This window comes from Tardiphaga sp. 42S5, assembly GCF_034044155.1.
Classification (GTDB): domain Bacteria; phylum Pseudomonadota; class Alphaproteobacteria; order Rhizobiales; family Xanthobacteraceae; genus Tardiphaga; species Tardiphaga robiniae.
On the sequence record NZ_CP139027.1, the window covers coordinates 4,753,204 to 4,773,366 of the forward strand.

The following is a 20,163-nucleotide window of genomic DNA, read 5'->3' on the forward strand; positions in this document are numbered from 1 at the left end:
GTTTCTTAGTGCTTTGCCTCATTGGCATACTTGCGCAGTTCGAGCCGCGCAATGGCACGGTTGTGCACCTCGTCCGGACCGTCGGCGAGACGCATGGTGCGCATCGACGCATAGTCACGCGCGAGACCCGCATCGTCGGACACGCCGGCGGCGCCGTAAGCCTGGATCGCGTTGTCGATGATCTTCAGCGCCATGTTGGGGCCGGAGACCTTGATCATCGCGATTTCGAGCTGGGCGGTCTTGTTGCCGACCTTGTCCATCATGTCGGCCGCCTTTAGGCAGAGCAGACGGTTCATCTCGATATCGGTACGGGCTTCGGCGATGCGCTGCTCCCAGATCGAATATTCGATGATCTTCTTGCCGAAGGCCGTGCGTGACGACAGACGGCGCACCATCTTCTCCAGCGCTTCCTCGGCCTTGCCGATGGTGCGCATGCAGTGATGGATGCGGCCCGGACCGAGACGGCCCTGCGCGATCTCGAAGCCGCGGCCTTCGCCGAGCAGGATATTGCTGGCGGGAACGCGGACATTGTCCAGCTTCACCCGCGCATGGCCGTGCGGTGCATCGTCGAAGCCGAACACCGGCAGCATCTTCTCGATTGTCACACCCTTGGCATCGCGCGGCACCAGGATCTGCGACTGCTGCTGATGCTTCGCCGCGCTCGGATCGGTCTTGCCCATCACGATCATCACGGCGCAGCGCGGATCGCCCATGCCCGACGACCACCACTTGGTGCCGTTGATGACGTATTCGTCGCCGTCGCGCTTGATCGAGGTCTCGATATTGGTCGCGTCCGACGAGGCGACATCCGGCTCGGTCATCAGGAAGGCGGAGCGGATCTCGCCGTTCATCAGCGGCTTCAGCCACTTCTGCTTATGCTCTTTCGAGCCGTAGCGCATGAACACTTCCATATTGCCGGTGTCCGGCGCGGAGCAGTTGAACACTTCCGAGGCCCAGCTGATATGGCCCATCTGCTCGGCGAGCAGCGCATATTCCAGATTGCTCAGTCCCGCGCCGTGGAATTCGTCGTCTTCATGCGACGACGGCGGCATGAACATGTTCCACAGGCCTTCGGCCTTCGCCTTCTTCTTCAATTCCTCGACGATCGGGATCACCTTCCAGCGCTCGCCCGCTTCGTCCTGCTGACGATAGATCGGCACGGCGGGGCGGACATGCTTGGTCATGAAGGAGGACACGCGCTCGAGCCATTCGCGCTGGCGGTCCGACATATTGAAATCCATGGGGCGATCCTCGCGTTTTTTAGAATTGTTGGCGGCACTGTTGTCCCGTCGCTGGATCACCGCAAGAGCAAATTTGTCTCTGCTGATGCGGCACAGATCCGCGCGGGGGCGATGGCGTTGAGCAGATGCAATATGCCATCAGGCGCACATTGACATTTCCCGACGCTCAAACGATAGTTTCATACACGCGTTTGAAATGCAATGACCCCAATCCGCGCCGCTTGCATGGGGCCATGTTGCAAAAGGACCGTTTTGATCAGGACGATCGCATGGCAGCAGACCACACACGGACGGCGATCATCACCGCAGCCGAACGGCTCTATGCCGAACGCGGCTTCGCGGATGTGACCATGCGCGACATCGTCGCCGCGGCGGACGTCAATCTCGCGGCGGTGAATTATCATTTCGGCAGCAAGGACGAATTGATCGCCGAACTGTTCGTGACGCGCAGCCTCGCCACCAATCGCGAGCGCCTGCGTGAATTGAAGGCGGCGGAAGAAGCCGGCGACGGCCGCGCCGATATCCATGCGATCTTTGCCGCCCTCGTCGGCCCCACGCTGCGCGGCTGCCTCGGCCCCGAGAAGCAGCGCTCGGACGCCGCGCGCTTCATGATCCGCGCCTCGATCGAATCCGTGCCGCCGATCCGCAAGATCAAGAACCGCGAGGTCGATCACCTCAAGCGCTTCGCCGCGGCGATGCGCCGGTCCCTGCCCGATCAGGACCCAGCGGATATCTTCTGGGCGCTGCATTTCGCGCTGGCCATGGCGCACCAGACCATCCGCGACAGCGAACGCCTGACGCGCATGTCCGACGGATTATGCGACCTCAACGATGTGCAGGCGATCACCGACCGCGTCGCTGCGGTCGCTGTCATGGCGCTGACGGGCCGCGCGGCCAGGGCACCCGCGAAGGAACCGGCCAAGACCAAGGCGCGCGCCTGAACGGTAAAGCCCGGTTCCACTTGAGATTGCTCGTGACGTCCCGCCGATTCGCGGCGTAGGACGGGAGCGGATCGGGACCCCAGCATGAGCGCACAGGACGCCATCGACTTCGTGTCGGACAATATCGCGGAAGTGGGCACGCTGATGCGCTCGCTGTCCGGCCGCTATGAAGGCATCTTCGGCAATCTGCGCGCGGCCTATGGCGTCGCCTTCGAACAGGCGGACAGCATCGCAGACGCCGCCCGCGATGCGACCGCCATTGCGGACGCCGCCACCGCAAGCTTTCGCGACAACATCCCGAACCAGCCCGGCAATGCCTGCACCAGCGGCTGCGCCGCCTGCTGTCACCTTTACGTCCAGGTGCCGCCCGGCACCGCGACGGTGATGGCCAAACATATCGCTGCGCATTTTACGCCGGACGAACAGCAGGCACTCCGCGGCCGCCTCGAAGTCGCCGCGACTGCCGCACGCGATGCCGCCGACGTCATGAAGCTTCGCATGCGCTGCGCGCTGCTCGGATCGGACAATCGCTGCACGGTCTACGAGGTCCGCCCTCTCTCCTGCCGCGCCTTCACCTCGCGCTCGGTGGCGCGCTGCCATGACGTGGTGTTCGGCGACGTGCCTGAAGGCACCGGCGTCGAGCAGAACGCCGCGCATTTCCGCATCCACATGGAAGCGACCTTCGCGCTGGAGCAGGCCGCGCGCAATCGCGGGCTGCCGGATGCGCAGAAGGAGCTGGCGCAGGCGCTGTTGGATGAGATGACACCTTTGGACACAGCGACCTCCCCCGACCAGCAGCTCGCCGCGCAGAAGTAAGACTGCAGGAACACAGCGCCTTCCGATCACCGCACCGTGATCCTCGCCTACGTAATCATCGCGATCCCCGAACGTAACGCTATCGGCACCACGCCAGAGCGTTACGTGAAAGGACGAAATATGAGAGCGTTTTCTGCTGTAATCACCGGGCTGGGCATTGCCCTGCTGAGTGCAGCCACCATTTCCGCCGCAAGCGCAGCCGAGACGGTGCGCGTGCGCGGCACGGTCGAGAGTGTCGACGGCGCGAAGCTGACGGTCAAAACCCGCGAGGGCAATTCGACCGCGATCAAGCTGAACGACAACTGGAAAGTCACCGGCGTCGCCAAGGCCTCGCTCAACGACATCAAGCCCGGCGACTTCGTCGGCATCGCCTCGCTGCCCAAGTCGCGCGGCGGCGACGGCGCCCTCGAAGTCCTGATCTTCCCGGCCGGCATGAAGGGCACCGGCGAAGGCAGCTATCCCTGGGATCTGAAGCCGAACAGCACGATGACCAACGCCACCGTCACCAACGCCGTCAAGGACGTGGACGGCCGCAACGTCACGGTGACCTTCCACGGCAAGGAAAAGACCATCTCGGTCGCGGATGACACGACAGTCGTGACCTTTGCGGCTGCCGCGCAAGGTGACCTGAAGCCGGGCATGACCGTGTTCGTGCCGTCGCAGAAGGCGGACGACGGAACGCTCTCCACCGGCAACGTGGTCGCCGGCACCAATGGCGTCGTGCCGCCGATGTAGCCCGCGCGAAGCGCGCATTGCGCCGGGGGATCAGTCGAGCGGTTTGTCGTCGTCGGTCGGAGGCTCTGCCTCCGGCGAGCAGATGTCGCCGCCGCCGAACTGATCCCCCGGAGCGGGATGGTCGCCGAGAATCGTGAGCGGGTCCGGCTTTTCGCCCGGACCTTCCGGGGCCCGCTCCGCTGGCTTGCGAACATTCATGCTGGTGCCTCCCTTTGCAAGCCAACGCGGCCCCGTGCAATCCGTTGCATGGGAGGCGACGTCTGCGTTCTGAATGGGAGCGTCCTGGATCCGCGCCGCGATCAGTTGCCGGATGCGCAGAAGGGACTGGCGCAGGCACTGCTGGACGAGATGACGGGTTGATACGGGCCCTGCTCGATGCCGGACGCAACGACTGGCGGGAGGAGCTATTTACCGCGCATTAAGCATAAACTGCCATCTTCCCATCGAAGCTGCCGACATAGGTGCCTCAGATGATTTCGGAAGCACAAATTTTACGTTTGATTGCCCTGCCACTGGCAGGTTGCGCCTTCCTGATCGCCGTTTATCTCACGACCGGAATCGGCTTGAGATAAAACGACGCGGAAGCCGAGCAGCGGCTCATCCGGAAGCGGAAGAATGCGCTATCCCGCAAAGCCCCGCCTGCGTTGCCTCCCTTGCGCGGCACCACCAAGGTGCGAGCTTTAAAGGTCCACGTCCGAACGGAAGCGTCCTAGATCCGCGCCGCGATCAACTGACGGATGAACTCCGGCGCCTTCGCGCTGGGGAGCCACCGCGTCACCGCGATCATCTCGGCGTCGCGGTCGATCCAGATCATGTTGCCGCCGGCGCCGAGCGCATAGACGGCGGTGTCCGGCGCGCTCTTGTTGGCATGCGGCCCGCGGTTCAACCACCACAGGAAGCCGTAATTCGGCTGCTGGGACGACTGCGTCCACATCGCATCGACCCAGCTCTGCGAGAGCAGTCGCTTTCCATTCCAGTCGCCGCCGCGCGCCATCAACAGGCCGAAGCGCGCATGGTCCTCCGCGCCGATGAACATGCCGCCGCCCCAATGGCCGCCGCCCGGCACCGACTGCATCCGCTGTCCGTCGATCTCGACGAAGGAATTGTCATAGCCGACCCAGCTCCAGTTCCTGGACGTGCCGATCGGATCCATGATGCGAGCGCGCAGCACATCCGGCAGCGGGTGCTTGAACAGATTCAGCAGGCAGAGCGACAGCAGGTTCACGCGCACATCGTTATATTCGTAGAAGCTGCCCGGCGTTTGCAGTTCGCGCAGCTCGCCCTTGCGGCTGTTGTCGGCATTCGGCGCGACCAGACGGTTGTGATCGATCTGGTCCGGCTTACCGAACAGCTCGCCGCGCCATTCGCTGGTCTGCTCCAGGAGATGTCGCCAGGTGACCTTGCTGTTATGCGCATCGGCAAACAGCGACCCCGGCACGCGCTGGCCCACGGGCTCGTCAATAGCACCGATCAGCCCGTCATCCAGTGCGAGCCCCGTCAACACCGCGAGATAGCTCTTGGCGATGGAGAAGGTCATATCCGCCCGCGCGATATCGCCCCACGACGCCAGCACGCGACCAGCTTGCAGCACCATGCCCGCCGACCCGCCGCGCTCCTTGACCGGCCCCAGCACCGCGCTCCATGGCCCGGTCTCGTTCCAGTCCACATTCGGCGCATAGCGGCCGTCATCGTAATAGAACCCGCGCGGCCACGGCGTTTCATTGGCCTGCGCGAAGGCGACCGCGGACGCGAGTTTGTCAGGGGCGTAGCCGGCGGTGTGGGGATCGATCTTGTCCCAGGCGTTTGCGCTGGCCGGGAAATAACGTGACTCTGTCATGGGGATATCGGGCTCGGTTTGGGTAGTGAGCTGCGGTTATTGACCGGATGGAGCGCGGCGGCAAGCTATCGAGACGTGCATGAGGCCACTCATTCGGATTAGACTAGCGATTGCCGTTGAGCGGACCTTGGCATGTGAGAGGATTTGGGATGTCTCGGAACTTCGGATCAAACGAAGGTGGCGGCTTCAATGAGATCACGAAGGAATACAAAGCAGACCGTACGATAGAGAATTACGTGAGGCTTCGGCGCGGAAATCCGGAAGCTGAGATTGAGGTCAGCACGATCGGCGGGTTCGAGTCGATGTTCTACATGCGCGAAGAACTAGCTAAATACGGCATCGATCCCGAACTGCTCGGAGGTATCCTTGATGCTGATCAGGACACGATCAGCGAAATGGCTCTTCGGCTTATGGAGAAGATCATCGAGGCGCGCGAGATCGCCGCCGATGGCGAAACCCACCTGATCCGACGTGGGCTAGCTATCCCAGACAAGCTGATCGATTGGATAATCTGCTGCTCACTCGATGCGCTCAGCTGGAATGATGACCTGACGATTCCACGTGACCTCATCGTTCTTATGCGAGAGCGGCTGGGTGGATCCAACTTGCATTACGAGAAAGAGGGAGAAATCCGGCAGAACAAACAAAACGCTGGACTGATAGCTGGACAGCTTATGGCGCGAGGCGTCAATCCCACATTCAAAATTATTGGTGAAGCGCTTGGAGTAGCGCCAAGTACAGTCAAGCGTTGGTTTGAGCCAGGAGAGTTCGAGCAAGAACGAGACGTTTATGCCAAATGGTTCGACAAGGACGGCAAGCTGCGTCCACTAGGTAAGCCTAGAGAGTGAGTGTTGCGCGCGATTGTACGTGCGCAACGGTGATGGACCGGGCATCGTCCGCGCGAACCCACCATTTCGCAGTCGAGCCATGGCAAACAAACCCAAACTAAAAGTGCGAATCCCGTTCCTTTTGGAGGCTGCGGCCGAAGGCAATCTTGCCATTATTCTACTGTTCGCACTCGCGCTGGTAACGATCACTTTGATCGGGGTTTGGCGCTAGGCAAGCGCCAGCAGACACCGGGGCTTGCGCTCAACAAAAAGCGCGGGAAGTCTCCCTCCCGCGCTTTCCGTTAAGTCAGAAGCAGAACGAGCAAGACAACCATACGGAGGATTGCCTGCAGATCTGCGGTCACTTCAAAACGAACCTTGAACATGATTAGCCTATGTTCTGGGTCCGTGGCCACAGACTGTTAAGTCGGCAGCATGATCATGCAGTGAGTAGTTCTGGGCCTCGTGTCTTCGGCCGAAAGACGGCCCTCGTTGTCATCGATCTCTGAATTTTTGCTGCTGTTTGCTGATTTTAAGATTTTTGTTGCTGTTTGCTGTTCTGCGTTGATCGGTTTGCTGTCTGACTGTTTTGCGCGCGTTGCTGATTTGCTGAACTGTTTGTGTGCTGTGCGATTTTTGCTATGTGCGACCTGCGTGCCCCGAAGGGCAGCATCAACCTATGGATGGCTGTCAATTTTGCAAGGCCATCTCAGGCGCAAAAATCTGAATACCCAGCGCACGCAACTGAATCTGCGGTGATTTTTGCTTTAGGGGCTGGAGCGGGTAGAGGGAATCGAACCCTCGTATTCAGCTTGGAAGTCTTTCGAATTTCGGCAGTGTTTTCAACACTCATTCCGACATTTTGCAGCCCTTTGGGCGATTGAGATTACTACAGAATTTCTCTTTGTCGGAATGGTCTTGCGAGACTCATGAGCGATCTCCGAGTCGTCGGCACGCATCGAAGTCACCTCGTCACCGCGGCTGTTTCACGAACGAACGACGTGGCTGACGGCAAGATTTCGAGCGACGAAGCCATTCAAGCCATTATCGCCTCTTACAAAGACCGCACGAAAATCTGAATAGCCAAATGTGCAATGTCTATTCGATGACCAAGAACCGGGCCGCCATTCGGAAGCTGTTCAAGGTCGAGCAGGACAGCTCCGGCAACCTGCCTTGGACCGGGCATCTGTCCGGACTATATGGCGCCGGTCGTACGCAACGCCGACGGCGACCGCGAACTGGCGCTGTTGCCGTGGGGATAACGATCGACCATTCGCCTTCAACATGCATGCGATCCCTGACTTACTGCACCAGACGCCTTCGTTCATCTGGCGTCAGTCGATTTATCGCTGCCTGTTCGAGTCTGCCCGCGCCGAGAACCTGCACAGGGCTTGCCGGATTTTGCGCGCGCTTGTCCTCGCGCGGCCGATTGCGCTTGTTATCGTCCTCATTCGGTTCGCCGCCGCCGCCATACCCCAGCACTTCGACGATGATCACCGACGGATTGTTGTTGGTGGCCTGCGTGGGTGTCGCAGTCTGTTGCGTCGCTGCCGTCGCGTTGGTACTCGACAGCGCCGCCGTGATGCTCGGCGCCTGCACGGTCGGGATGCCCGTCGATGAGCCCTGGACCTGGATATTTGCGGCATTGACGATCTGCAACGCGGCCAGATTGATGTTGCCGGAGACGCGGATACCCGCCTCGCCTGCATCGATGGTGCCGAGCGGCGCGATCAGGTCGATATCGCCCGCCTTCACTTCCGGGATCGGATTGAGCGTGGCGATGCCGGCGCCCGACGACGGCACCGTCGGCGACAGCGTCACGTTGCCGTATTTGTCATAGACGCGCTTCGGCGGCGTATACACTACCGTCGTCTTGGCGCCGCGGCCGGCATTGATGTCACCGCCCGCCGTCCATGCGATGATATTGCCGCCGAACGTCGTCATGATGCGCGACAGGCCGAGCAACACGCTGCCCTGACTGTAGATCTGGATGTTGCCCGTGCCCTGTGTCACCAGGCCGGCGGTCGCAGGCGGTGCGATGCCTTCGACGCCGACCACCAGCTTGCCTGATGGCGTCAACATCTGGATGTCGCCGCCGAACAGGGTCTGCACGCCGGAGCCGCCGAACATGGTGATATCGCCCGACGCGTCCGCGGCAACGGGGAACAGCGCTGCGATGGCGGCACGGCCACGCAGATAGCTGCCGTAGCGCGTGTTGGTGACGTCGTTATATTCGCGGCCGCCGGCGGTGAGTTCGGCGAAATAGACCTGGCGCAGGAAGATCTGCTGCTGCTCCGGTGCCAAAGCACCAAACGCGGCGCGGGCTTCGGCAGCGGTCCCGGCAAAGCCGGTGCGTTGCTGCAGCCACGCTGCGAGTTCTTTCTCATAGGTCTTGGCGACCTTGCCCGAGCCTTCGAGCGGCGTGCCCGCCGGCACCAGATTAGCCGGATCGAGATAGCGCAGCAGCGCGTCGTAATCCGGCCCCTTGGCGCCGATACCGGCCAGCATCGCAACGCTGGCGCCGGGACGGTTGTCGCCCGCAACCACGGGGCCTACGGAGACGACGCTGGCCTTGTCATCCATCAGGATGTTGCGACCCGCGGAAATCTGCAGCATGCCGGGGCCGCCGATATTGAAGCTGCTATAGATGATGTCATGTCCGGCCTGCACCAGCGAGACATCGGTCTCGGAATTGTGCACGAACAGGTTGCCAGTCGAGGAGAAGTAGGTGCGGTAGCTCCCGCCCAGCCCGTCCTCGGTAGCGCCGAGCGCGGTGCCGCTGCCGACGATGTCGCGCCCGGCCATCATGCGTACCGGGCCCGCGCCCTGATACCAGACCTGTCCGGCCCGCGTCGGATCATTGTCCGCAAACGTCACGGTGCGGCCGCTGCTGACGCCGACGAGATCACCGCTGACGGCGTAGAACCGCGCCGGATCGAGATCGCCCCATTCCGCAGTCGCGGTGTTGGGCCCGAAGGCAAACAATGGAAGGATGCCCTGGCTCTCATAGGCCACGTTGCCGGTCGCCGACAGATTGCTGAACTTGGTCCCGCCAGTGACCGCGTCAACCACGGTGAAAGCCGGGCGGAACGGCGTCGCCAGCGACGACGCCGACGCACTGCTCCGCGCAACCGTAAAGCCTCCTGAATAGATCGAATCCGAGGCCAGGAATTCGAGCTTGCTGTTGGCCGAAGGCGCCAGCAGCAGCGGCGCGTAGACGGTCGTGACCGGGGCGGAGCGATCGGAGATCGCATTGCCGTAGTAGAAGCTGCCGCCAGCCGCGACCGCAGTGAGGATCGACGGAAACATGACCGCCGAGTCGGTGGAGGGTAAAACGGCGCCGAGGCTGAGCGGCACCAGGTCGCCACCCGCGGAGAACAGGTTGATAGCGCTATGGTTAGTCCATAGCGAGAACCAGCTGGTGCCGCCGGCCGCGCCGTCGCGCCCATAGGGTGCATCGACGACCGTGGTAATGCGGCCGGGATCGCTGGCGCCGGACAGCACCAGGTCGCTGCCGCTGTTCAGCGTAAAGGTCGAATCGCCGGGCGCCAGCAACAACCCGCCAAAGGCCAATGCCCGCGTTGACGTAAACGGATCAAAGGCCCGGGTTTCGCGCGGCGACTGTTCGAGCGGCTGGACGCCATAGGTCGGGCTCAATATGCCCAGCGAACCTGTAGCGATCTGGGTGTCGCCGCGCAGATTGGTGACGGTGCCGTTGAAGGCACTGTTGGTGTAGAGCGAGGCCGGGTTCAGCTTGCCGCCGACTTGCAGGTCGAGGTCGCCGCCGCCGGTCAGCGTCAGGCTGCCATCGGCGCCGACCCGGCCAGTGCTGCCCACGGCGAGCACGAGACCCTGGGTGCGCTGGTTGGAGAACTGATCCTGGACGTCCACCCCGGTCGACGTGATGTTGTTGTTGCCCATCAGCGTGACGATGCCGGCATTGCCGCCGACATCGACGCGGAGGTTGCCGCCGCCCAGGGTGCCGAAACCGGTGAAGCCGACCAATGTGTCGGCCCGGCTGACGCCAAGGATCGACGGGGCGACGTAAGTGCCGAAATTGATCGACCAGGCGGTTGCCTGATCGGCGCCGCCGCCGAGCGTGGAGCCGGTGCCCTGCCGCCACAACCAGTTGCTGATCGCCGCGCTGTTGTAGCCGATATCTTGCGTATTCGGGCGGTTGGGCCCGTTCGTGTAGACCGGCAAGGTCATCAGATTGCCGGTGAGATCGCCGCCAGCCTTGATCGTCAGGTTGCCGCCGCCGGTCGGATACCAGGCGCGCGCCAGGCTGTCCGCCCCACCATCGACGAATTTCTCGTAGCCTCCGTTCAGGTCGCCGAGCACCGTGCCCGACGCTTTCCTGGCGCGCGGCAGATTGTACGGATCGCTGGCGCTGGTCGTCGTGGACGACGTGCCGGCGGTGTAGACGCCGTACAGCGTGCCCATTTGCACATTGCCGGATGCGATGAGGTCAAGGTCGGCCGCACCTGTTCGAACGACACTGAAACGCGTGCTCCCGGGCAGATAGTCGAAGGTGGGATTGGCGGACAATTCGCAGACCATCGGATCGTCCGAACAAATGGTGGTCCCGAAGTAATCATAGTCGACCGGCTTGCCGACATAATCCGCGGGGTCACCGTCGGCGATGTAGCTCTCCCAGCCATAATAGGTCAGGAGGATGCTCTCGGGGGTCGGCTTACCATATAGTCCGTAGTGATTGTCGGCGAGCACCAGATTGCCATGCTTCGCGCTCGGATTGATCAGCCGGCTGTCGGCCGCGCCAGTATCAGCGCCGGCCACCAGCCGCACCGACCACGACTGCGAACCTTCCGGCAGCATCGCCGCCACGGCGTATAATTTGCCGGCCGCACCGGGCCGCAAGTCGACCGACGTCAAGCCGCCGGGCAGCAGGACATTGGTGCCCGAGGGCAGCACCGCGCCAAGCGGCAGCGCGAGATCGCTGCTCAGCGTGCCCGCTACGGGCAGCGCGACACCCTTCGGCCAGATCATCGCCGCCAGCGACGCGGACCCCGGCAGCTTCATGCCGGCATCGAACTGCGTGCCGGCCGGAAGCGTGACGGGCGCAATGACGATCGAACCCGCCGCGAACAGCAACATGCCGAATTGATCGCGCACATTGGCGCTCAGCACGGTTCCTGCGGCCAGGTTCATCGGCGCGCTTAACGAGCTTCCCACGGGGATCACCGTGCCCGCGTCGAAACTCGACGCTTGCAGCGGCAGATCGAAGTTCAACGTCTTGCCGCTGCCGAATTTGGTGCCGGCTGCCAGGATCACGCCGATGCGCGGGATGGTGATATCCGCACCGGTGAATTCCACGCCGGGCAGCAGCAGCCACCCCTTGTCGTCCTGCGTCGCCGGCGGCGCTGTGAAGCCGTCATTGATGCTGCCGTAAATGGTGAGATCGCCGCCGGCGCGCAGCGTCAGCGCGCCCGCTTCGCCCGAGCCGTCTCCGGCGATGCCGGTGAGCGGTGAATGCGGGTTAAGGCTGGCATAGCGGTAACCGGACAGGTCGAGATCGCCCTGCACAACGAGATCGCCATCCGGCGTCTTGCTGACGACTTCGACGCCAGGCCGCAGATGGAAGGCATCGCGATAAGTTGCATTATTGAGACCCGCGAGCTTGCCGTCGACAAGCGTGGCATTGCCGCGCGCCGCATTGATGAACGCTTCGCTGTCCGCATGTTTGCCGTCGAGCCACGTCTGGTTGATGAATTGATAGAGCCGCCCGTTGGCCGCGGGATCCGCTGCGTAAGGCGCATCGTCGTAGCTGCGCATCGCGTTGACGGCGATCGAGCGCGCGCCCTGGATGATTGGCATGCCGCCGACATCGATATCGATATCGCCGAAGGTCGGCGCGTCGGGATCGGTGACATTGCCGCTGCTGCCGATCCGCGGCGCGTTCAGCTCCAGCGTACCGCGAGCAAGACCGTCGTTCTGTCCCGCCGCCGAGCCCACCGCCGCATTGGTGCCGTGCCGCAGATCGATGCGGGCGCCCAGCGCCAGTGTCAGCCGGCCATTGCCCGAACTGAGTTCGACGATGGCGCGGTTCGGGCTGTCAATGATCTTGCCGTAGCTGTCGACGCGCAGCACCGTGCCGTGGGCATCGAGCACGGCCGATCCCGTCAGGATCAGGCCGTTCTTCGCAGCGAGGCGAATGGTGCCGACGCTCTCGCCGCTGGCATCGATGGTGGCCACCACAGTGAGACGCCCGTTGTCGAGCGAGACGTTGACCTCATTGGCCTTCAACTCGTTGCCGATGGTGAGATCGCCCTGCTTGATCTGGAAGCTGCGCGAGCCATAGACGCCGCCGGCATTGAGCCGCGCATTGAGCGCGGCGAAGTCGCCGAGATTTTGCGCGCGCACGGTGGCGCTGCCGCCGCGATACGGCACCAGCGTGCCGCCAGCATCGTAGCGGCCCTCGGTGGTGCCGAGGATCGCACCTTGCAGATCGACCGTGCCGGCCGCAGCATCAAGTGCGATCGCGGTCAGGCTGCCGGCATTGTTGAAGCGCACCGAGAGATCGATCACCGAACCCGCCGCCTGACGGATGTTGCCGGTGCTGCTGTCGAGCGTGACGTCGCCGCCCCAGCTATATTTGCTGACATCGTTGAACACGACCTCGCGGCCGGCAACGTCGATCCGCGACGCGCCGGTCAGGATAATGTCGTTGCTGGCCTTTAGCGTCAGCTTGCCGCTCGGCAGTACGATCGCGGTATCGAGCGTGAGGCTGTTGCCGCTCAGCGTCAGTTGCGCGCCGAGCGCGTCGGTCGCGACCGCGCCGGCCGCGCCAGCGCCGACCAGCCGCAGTGCGCCGCCCGCGGTGATGCTGTTGACCGAACCGCCCTCGCCGGTCACCAAAGGCGCCGCGATGGTGAGATTGCCGCCGCTGTAGCTGTAGCCCTGCCCGGCGACATAGACTCCGCGCGATTGATACACTGACAGGTTGCCCTGCTGGTTGGCGCTGACGCGGTCGCTGGCCGACAGATTGACATTGGCGAAGCCGAGCGCCAGTCGGCCGTCGATATCGTTGCCGGTCGGGTGCGAATTGGCGCCGTAGCCGAACACGATGCGATCGGCGGCGATGTTCAGCGTGCCGCTGCCAGTGCCCGCGCCATTGGCAACGAGTTCGCCCGGCGCCAGCGTCGATCCCCGCCAGATGAAATTGCCGGTGCGGATGGTGGCGACATCGCCGGCGGCGCCGGCGCCGTAAATCGCCGGAGTGCTGAGCACGAGATTGGCGAGCGTCGATTTGCCGGTGGCGGCATCGACGGTGTCCAGCGTGACGGTGCCGAAAATGTTGACGGCATTGGACGCCGACAGCGTCAGCGTCTCAAGCCCTGGCGCGCCATATCGTGTATCGCCGCGCAGCAGGCGATCGAGCAGCGACTGGTTCATCGACAGCCCGCTCGGCAGGATGTTGCGCGTCGCCGCGTCAATCAACACGGCGCTGTCGCCGAGATTGATCCGGCTGACCGAAAGCGTGAGATTGCGGGTGCCGTAACGCACGGCGTCGTCGAGCTGGAACTGGTTCGGAGTTACCAGCGCGATGGTGCCTTCGGAATAGATTTCGGTCTGACCGCTGCAATTGCCGCTGTCACAGACGCCGATGCGCACGCCGCTGGCCAGGACCGTATTCGCCGCCGCCGTGTTCGGCACCAGATCGAGCATGCCGTTGGAGACCATCACCTGGTTGCCGGTCGCAGCGTAGACGTAGCCATCCCGCGAATCGTAGGCCGCCGCACCCCTGCCGATGGTATTGATATGGGCGCCCTGCTCGATGACGATCCCCGATCCGGTCAAGTAGTTCCCGCTGTTGGCCATCAGGAAAACCTCCGGCGCGGACAGCAACGACCCCTGACGGAGATAGATGTATTGCGTCATGTCGTAACTATCGACTAGCCGGCCGCCCTGCCCGTACAGCACGTACTGGATTCCGCCGATCACCATACGCGAGGCGCCAAGCGCGTTGAGCATCGATGAGTCGATCGACACGCCCTGGAATCCGGCCGTGGCGGTCGCGCCGCCGGCGACAACCTCGACATCGTAGCCGCCACCTGAGCGGGTGGCGAGCATGACCGCGCCGCCATAGCCGCCGCTCGCCGCATCGAAACGCGCCGTGCCGTTGAAGCGCAGCGCGTCGATCCCTGCGCCCGGATTGAGGTCCAGCACCAGGCTGCGGGCATCGACCGGCAACATCGCCCGCGGCACGCCGCGCTTCACCGCGTCGGCGAGCGCATAGTCGGCGTAGCCGATCTCGTTATATTGCGAAAAGCTGCGAACCACGGCGGACGGCGTCAGCACCACCTGACTGGCGAGATTGTCCCGGATGGCGGTGTTGGCAAAGCCGAGCATGCCAGCTGTGAGGTACGAGCCGTTGGCGACTGGATTGGCCCCGGCGAGGGCAGTGCGTGACTGCTGTGCGCCGATCTCGATGCGGAATGCACCTGGCAGCAAAGCATAGGTCGATGGCATCAATGTGTAGGTGCCGGCCGGCAGTCCGGGTGTGCTGCCATCCAGCGTGATCTGGCGCCCGACCAGCGGATTGCCGGCGCCGGCATCCGCGCCGACGGGGGCATAGTCGCCCTTGAAATTCGGGACGATCGCATAGACCGCATTGCCCGAGGCGCTGAAAACATTCGCGGGGTTGGCGTTGCGGAATGACGTGCGCAGGATATCGACCGAACCGCCGCGACCGCTGATGAAGCCCGCACCGGTGAGATTGCCGCCACCGGAGAGGTCCAGCACCGCACCGGAATCGACGATGGCGCTCTTGCCGCCCAAGGCGATGCCGATCAGCAAGGTCGTGGAGCCCGCCCCACCCGCGCCGACCAACGTCACGTCCTTGCCGTTATATTGGTAGCTCAACCCGTCGACCGTCCCGCCATAGGGCATCACGAGGCCACGCCCGCTCACCGAGGTCAGGCTGCCCGCCAGCAAGCTGACGCGGGTGGAGTTCGCCCCCTCGTACTGGCCGGTGCCGATCGTCAGCTTGCCGAGCGGCGCGCGAACGACGCCGGCCTGCTCGACAAAGGCGGCCGCCAGGGTCAGGTCGCCGAACACCGAATACGGCACCGTCGGGATCTCGGCCGAGGTCGCCTCGATGCGCAGAATTCGTGCGGGATCGTAGCCGATCACGCCAGTCACGGTGTTTTGCCCGACCTGGACCTGCGCGACCGTGCCGGTCGCCGGATAGACCTGCGCCGCGCGCAGGGTGATGCTGCCGGGGCTGAGCAGCGACGTGGTGATCGCGCCAACGACCGGCACGCCGGGCACCGGCCGCACGCCCTGCAGGAAGCGCAAGTCGCCGGTGCTTGCCAGGCGCGTCTGTCCGAACGTCAGATTTACGGTGTCGCGAATGTCGATCAGATTCGCTTCGACGTTGAATCGAACGTCGTAGCGCGTCGGCGCTGCGGTGAAGACCGGGGTACGGGACTTCTGCGCATCCGGCTCCTTGTAGACATAGTTGATCTGCGCCAATCGCGCATAGGCGGCCGCCAGCGAGATCCGCGCATCCTGCGCACTGCCGACGACCGGCATCATCATGTCGCTGTAGAGATTCAGGCTCTGCCCGACACGCAGGCTGACATTGCCGTCGAAGCCGATGGCGCTGCTCATCACCGATAGACTATCGAAGCCGCCACGCGCCACGGTGTCGGCGCCAAGCCGCCCGTAGCCATAGACCAAGGCCGGATCGGCCGCACCGGCCTGAAGTCCGGCGCTCAATACCGAGTCGCCCTGCAGATCGGCGAGCACGATCTGGCGCAGTGCCCGGTAGGCCGGGTCGGCAAGCGGCAGTCTCACCGGATCATAGGTCTGGATGCGATATTCGGGCATCTGCAGCGAGACATTGAGGTTGCCGCCGGCAGCGCCGGCACCACCCGCACGGGCGATCATGGTGCCGTCCAGGAACAAGCCGTTGTTGGACACCAGCGAAATGCTGCCGCCATTGCTGGCGACATCGACCGCGCCACGCCCGGAAATGTCGAGCGTTGCCGCGGCGCCCGATGCATCGAGCACAGCACCGGGCCGCACCACGACGAAGTTATTCGAGGACGTCGCCTGCCCGAGCGCGCCGTCGATCTCGCCGCCAATGACGATGCTGCCGCCATTGGCGACCACACCATAGCGTCGACCGCGCGCATCGTGGGTAGTCACGGCCTGTGCCGCCACATCCAGCCGTGCGCCCTCGCCGATCCAGATCGAACGGCTATTGGTGGTGGCCGCAACTTTGTCGGCCTCGGTCGTGATCAAATCGATGGTCTTCAGCGCAATGCTGCCACCTGCCGCGTGCAGCGAACCGTCCACCGTCAACTGGCCGGCACTGCTCAGCGTGATGGCATTGCCGGGATCGACATTGATCGCCGCATTCTTGCCAATGCTCAGATCGACCGACGGCAGATCGCTCGCCAGCAACAGGTTGTTGCCGGCCCGCAGCGTCAGGCTGGCGCCGCCACGCTGGGTCAGTGCGCCCGTCACGCTATTGGCGATGTAAACCGGCGGCGTCCAGACATCGAGGCTCGCGGACGCCTGATCCGATGCGAGACGATAGACCGGCATCGTGACATCCACGATCGCACCGTCAGCCACCGTCACGCCGCGGTTGCCGATGATCGTGTAAGATCCGAATCCCTTGGAAAAGAAATTCGCCGCCAGCGCCAGCGTGCCGGCGGTGATATCGGAGGCTGCACCGATCGCGACGCGATCGGTCTGCAGGGTCAAGCCGCCACCACCGTTCATGCCATAGCCGCGCACGTCGCCGGCAAGGGTCAGGTCGCCCGTCGAATCCGCGCCGTTGAGATTGGCCCTGAGCGTGACAGAGCCGCCCCGGCCGCCCTGGATCTTTCCGGTGCGCAGCATTCCGGCGCCCGACGACACATCGATGAGCGTCTTGTCTTCAAGCACGACATCGCGGCTCGATCGCAGCGAGACCGAGCCGCCATCGAGATATGCAAACGCGTTCAGTTCGGAGGCATTGATACCGTCGCCGCGGAGCCCGCTGAGATCGAGCACCGAGCCCGCGCGCACCGCGATCCGCGACGTCCCGTTCGATGCGAGATTGACAGTGCCCAAGGCTGCGGAGGTGAAGACATTGGTGACGTCGATCGAACCGCCATGGGCCGTGATATCGGCCTTGATATCGACGATCGGCGCAATGAGACCGAGCGCGCCGCCATTGGCAAACGTAAGATCGCCGTCGATGGTGATGGTCCCGCGGGTGCCGATCTGCAGGCCGCCGAGGCCCTGTTCGGACAGATGCTGGGCATCGAGCCACACGGTGTTGACACGGCCCGCGGACAGAACGTCCGCCACACCGAGCGCCGTCGTGACGACCGGGAAATCTCCGATCCGGACATCGCTGTTGTGGAGATCGGGTTGGCCGAGCGCCGTATATTGCCCGACCCCCAGCGTGCCGGCCCGCGGCGACGCATTCTGTACCTGCTTGTAGTTGTCGGCGACATTCGCGGCGCGCGCGCTGTTCTGGCGCTCGCCCGCGATGACGTCGGCGATGATATCAGCCTCGAACATGGCGGTCGGGGTCGATAGGTTGAGCCGTCCGGCATCGCGGCCCACGGTATAGCCGGCCTCGTAGCGCCAGGACGACGAACGATCGAACACCGTGCTCCAGATTTCGGTCAGCGAGTCGGCGACCTTGCCCTGGATATTATGCTGACGCACAAAGCCGCCGGCAGCGCCGATAAATTTCATATCGGCCGGCGCATTGTCGAAACTATAAATGCGACCGTCCGAGCCGATCAGCTTGGTCGAATAGATCCGGCCGCCATCGTAACTCACTGAACCGCCGGAGATATCGAACTTTGCGCCCGCCTGCGCGATGACGTCCGGTGCCGCCAGCGTGATGGTGCCGCCCAGCGCCGTCCATTCGCCGATCTTGTGCGCGGTGTTGGAAAGATAACCGCCGAGTTCGAGCAGACCGCCCTTGGTGTAGTAGCGATCGCCGGCATAGCCGCCCGTGCCTGCCGGCAGCAGCACGAGATCGCGGATGTCGATCCAGACATTCTTGTTGATCAGCGCGCCGCTGTCACGATTTACAGGCGAATCCCTGAGTTCGTTGCCCTGGACGTTGACCAGTACCTGATTGGCCGACATCGGCCGCACAGCGCCCCGCACGCCGGAGACGTCGATGCTGGAGCCGGTTTCGGCAAAGACGCGCGTGCCGGCACTCACGGCGACCTGGCCGCCTTGCGCCATGGTCTGCGACCGGTTCTGGAAATTGACCACACCGCCGGTGACGATCTCGATGCGGGACTGGTCCTGGCGGTCCGCCAGAATCGACAGATTGTCGAACGCCCCCGCGGCACTGCCGGCGCGCAGCAGATTGGCTGCCGCCGACGAAGCGATCAGCGCATCGCGCTGGCTGTCGAGCGCGGTCTCGCTGCTGTCGAGTTCGGGCAGGATCGCAGTGACGCTGCCGGCGCCCAGTGTGACGCTGCCCTGGCGATCCGCCGCCGAATTGGCCAGGTGGATGGTGCCGCGGGTATTGACGGAACTGGTGGACAGCAACACGCCGCTCTGCGTGAGCGTGCGTCCGGCCAGCGTGATGTCGCCCTGCTGGGCGAAGATCACACCGCTGTTGCGGACGCTGCCGCGCGTGTTTCCGATGGCGGTCGAGATCTCGATGCCGCGCGTCGTGGATGTCGCGTTGCCCTCGGTGCCGAAACCGCGGCGCAGAATGAAACTGTCGCCGGCTGCGAGCAAGGTCTGGCCCTTCGGCGTCGAAATGCTGCCGGCATTCTCGACCTCGCTGCCGATCATCAACACAGTGCCGCCGCCCGACGTCACCGACGACGGCGTGCGCGTGGCGATCGATGCGCCGGCTTCGACCACGACTTTGCCGCCTGCTGCGGTGAAACTCGGGGCATAGATGTTGCCGGTCTGCGTGCTGTAGATGCCGTTGGCACGGAACTGGCTATCGGCGATATCGGCCGTCGACGCGATCAGCGACCCGACATTAACCTGGCTGTTGCCGCCGAAAATGATGCCGCTCTGGTTGATGATATAGACATGACCATCGGCCTTGATATTGCCGAGGATCTGGCTCGGCGCCGTGGCTGCATTGACGCGGTTGAGCGCGACCCAATTCGACTGCCCCTGCTGGTCGAAAGTCAGCGTGGTGCGCACGCCGACATTGAAGCTCTGCCAATTCAAGATCGCCTGCTGCGTGGTCTGCCGGATACCGACCTGGGTCTGGCCTGATCCATCCACGCTTTGCGTCGGCGCATTGGCGCCGGTCCAGCCTTCCGGCATGTTCGGCAGCAAGCCTCCGGCGCCAATGCCGTTCGGCACACTGACCGGCGCCGCCATCGAAGTCTGCCGCGCGGCAGCCGCAGCCCGCGCCGCCGCTTGCACGCCCTGCATCTCCTGCACGGCACGTGCAGCGCGTGCGAGTGAATTTTGCGACTGCCGCGCGGCCGCTGCCGCCTGCTGCGCCGCCTGCGCTGCGGCATCCGACGCGATATTCGGCGCCGACACCGCACCGCCGCTGCTGCCGCCGTTCATGGAACGCGCATGAACCAATGACGCAGACATCAGGAGCGCCATCGCGCTGACCGTGGTCAGCAAAACGCCGCGACGCGAGAAAGCCTGCATTCTATTGATGTGCGACGCCATGATTGCCCCTCATACGGCGCGACCGAAGTCGAACCGAGACCGTTCGTTAGAAGGGACCAAGGAGAACAACATCAATATCCGCGCCCAGCATCGGCAGCTCTATCGCTGCAATGCCAACC

The 20,163-nt window shown here is 63.6% G+C and carries 9 protein-coding genes; 5 read left to right on the forward strand and 4 right to left on the reverse strand.

What is annotated here, in order from left to right; all coding sequences use genetic code 11:
• Window positions 1-5: 5 nt before the first annotated feature.
• Window positions 6-1,241, reverse strand: coding sequence for an acyl-CoA dehydrogenase family protein (locus SFY93_RS22260; protein ID WP_320444610.1), 1,236 nt, complete (start codon window positions 1,239-1,241; stop codon window positions 6-8).
• 269 nt (window positions 1,242-1,510) lie between these two features.
• On the opposite strand from SFY93_RS22260, the gene SFY93_RS22265 reads away from it, so the two are divergent.
• The 3 genes from SFY93_RS22265 (at window position 1,511) to SFY93_RS22275 (ending at window position 3,733) form a co-directional block, all read left to right on the forward strand.
• A complete protein-coding gene (locus tag SFY93_RS22265) occupies window positions 1,511-2,182 on the forward strand; it encodes a TetR/AcrR family transcriptional regulator (RefSeq protein WP_320444611.1) in 672 nt (223 codons plus the stop codon).
• 84 nt (window positions 2,183-2,266) lie between these two features.
• Window positions 2,267-2,998, forward strand: a complete 732-nt coding sequence (locus SFY93_RS22270) for a YkgJ family cysteine cluster protein (protein WP_320444612.1) — start codon at window positions 2,267-2,269, stop codon at window positions 2,996-2,998.
• Window positions 2,999-3,118: 120 nt separating this feature from the next.
• Window positions 3,119-3,733, forward strand: a complete 615-nt coding sequence (locus SFY93_RS22275; RefSeq protein WP_320444613.1) for a hypothetical protein — start codon at window positions 3,119-3,121, stop codon at window positions 3,731-3,733.
• Window positions 3,734-3,763: 30 nt separating this feature from the next.
• Here the strand turns inward: SFY93_RS22275 and SFY93_RS22280 are convergent, their stop codons facing one another.
• Both SFY93_RS22280 and SFY93_RS22285 read right to left on the reverse strand, forming a co-directional pair.
• Window positions 3,764-3,931 (reverse strand): hypothetical protein, encoded by a 168-nt coding sequence (locus SFY93_RS22280; protein WP_320444614.1) that lies wholly within the window; start codon window positions 3,929-3,931, stop codon window positions 3,764-3,766.
• Between the two features lie 511 nt (window positions 3,932-4,442).
• Window positions 4,443-5,570 carry a serine hydrolase domain-containing protein gene (locus SFY93_RS22285; protein ID WP_320444615.1) on the reverse strand — a complete coding sequence of 376 codons (1,128 nt, stop codon included), beginning with the start codon at window positions 5,568-5,570 and terminating at the stop codon, window positions 4,443-4,445.
• Between the two features lie 149 nt (window positions 5,571-5,719).
• Between SFY93_RS22285 and SFY93_RS22290 the strand changes: the two genes are divergently transcribed.
• Both SFY93_RS22290 and SFY93_RS22295 read left to right on the forward strand, forming a co-directional pair.
• Complete coding sequence (locus SFY93_RS22290; RefSeq protein ID WP_320444616.1) at window positions 5,720-6,418, forward strand: hypothetical protein; 699 nt, start codon at window positions 5,720-5,722, stop codon at window positions 6,416-6,418.
• 908 nt (window positions 6,419-7,326) lie between these two features.
• A complete protein-coding gene (locus tag SFY93_RS22295) occupies window positions 7,327-7,476 on the forward strand; it encodes a hypothetical protein (protein ID WP_320444617.1) in 150 nt (49 codons plus the stop codon).
• Between the two features lie 223 nt (window positions 7,477-7,699).
• Here SFY93_RS22295 and SFY93_RS22300 read toward each other — a convergent pair whose 3' ends face one another.
• Window positions 7,700-19,963, reverse strand: coding sequence for a filamentous hemagglutinin family protein (locus tag SFY93_RS22300; protein WP_320444618.1), 12,264 nt, complete (start codon window positions 19,961-19,963; stop codon window positions 7,700-7,702).
• Between the last annotated feature and the right edge of the window lie 200 nt (window positions 19,964-20,163).